This window comes from Campylobacter sp. RM12642, from assembly GCF_020137635.1.
GTDB lineage: Bacteria > Campylobacterota > Campylobacteria > Campylobacterales > Campylobacteraceae > Campylobacter_E.
The window spans coordinates 1-241 of sequence record NZ_JACGAT010000094.1; the positions used below are offsets into that span (position 1 = coordinate 1).

1 pseudogene is annotated in these 241 nt (G+C 20.7%); it reads left to right on the top strand.

Going from position 1 to position 241, the window contains the following annotated elements:
• A pseudogene (locus AVBRAN12642_RS09820) lies at nt 1-209 on the top strand (hypothetical protein); the annotation flags it as partial.
• Nucleotides 210-241 lie beyond the last annotated feature (32 nt).

Genomic DNA, 241 nt, shown 5'->3' on the forward strand with positions numbered 1-241 from the left:
TAATCAATCAAAACAATAATTATGATATAAAAAATTCAAATTCATCTTTAAAATTACAAAACAATTCAAAATCTCAAAATTACGAAAGTGATTTCATTGAAAACTCAACAATAATTAATGCAAAAGCAAAACAAAGAAATATTAAGCTTGAAGAAGTATTACCTATACTTGAGAATGAAATGGCTAAGAAGATATATAATTTATTCTAATTTTTAAGGAATTTAAATCCTTTTTAAATTCC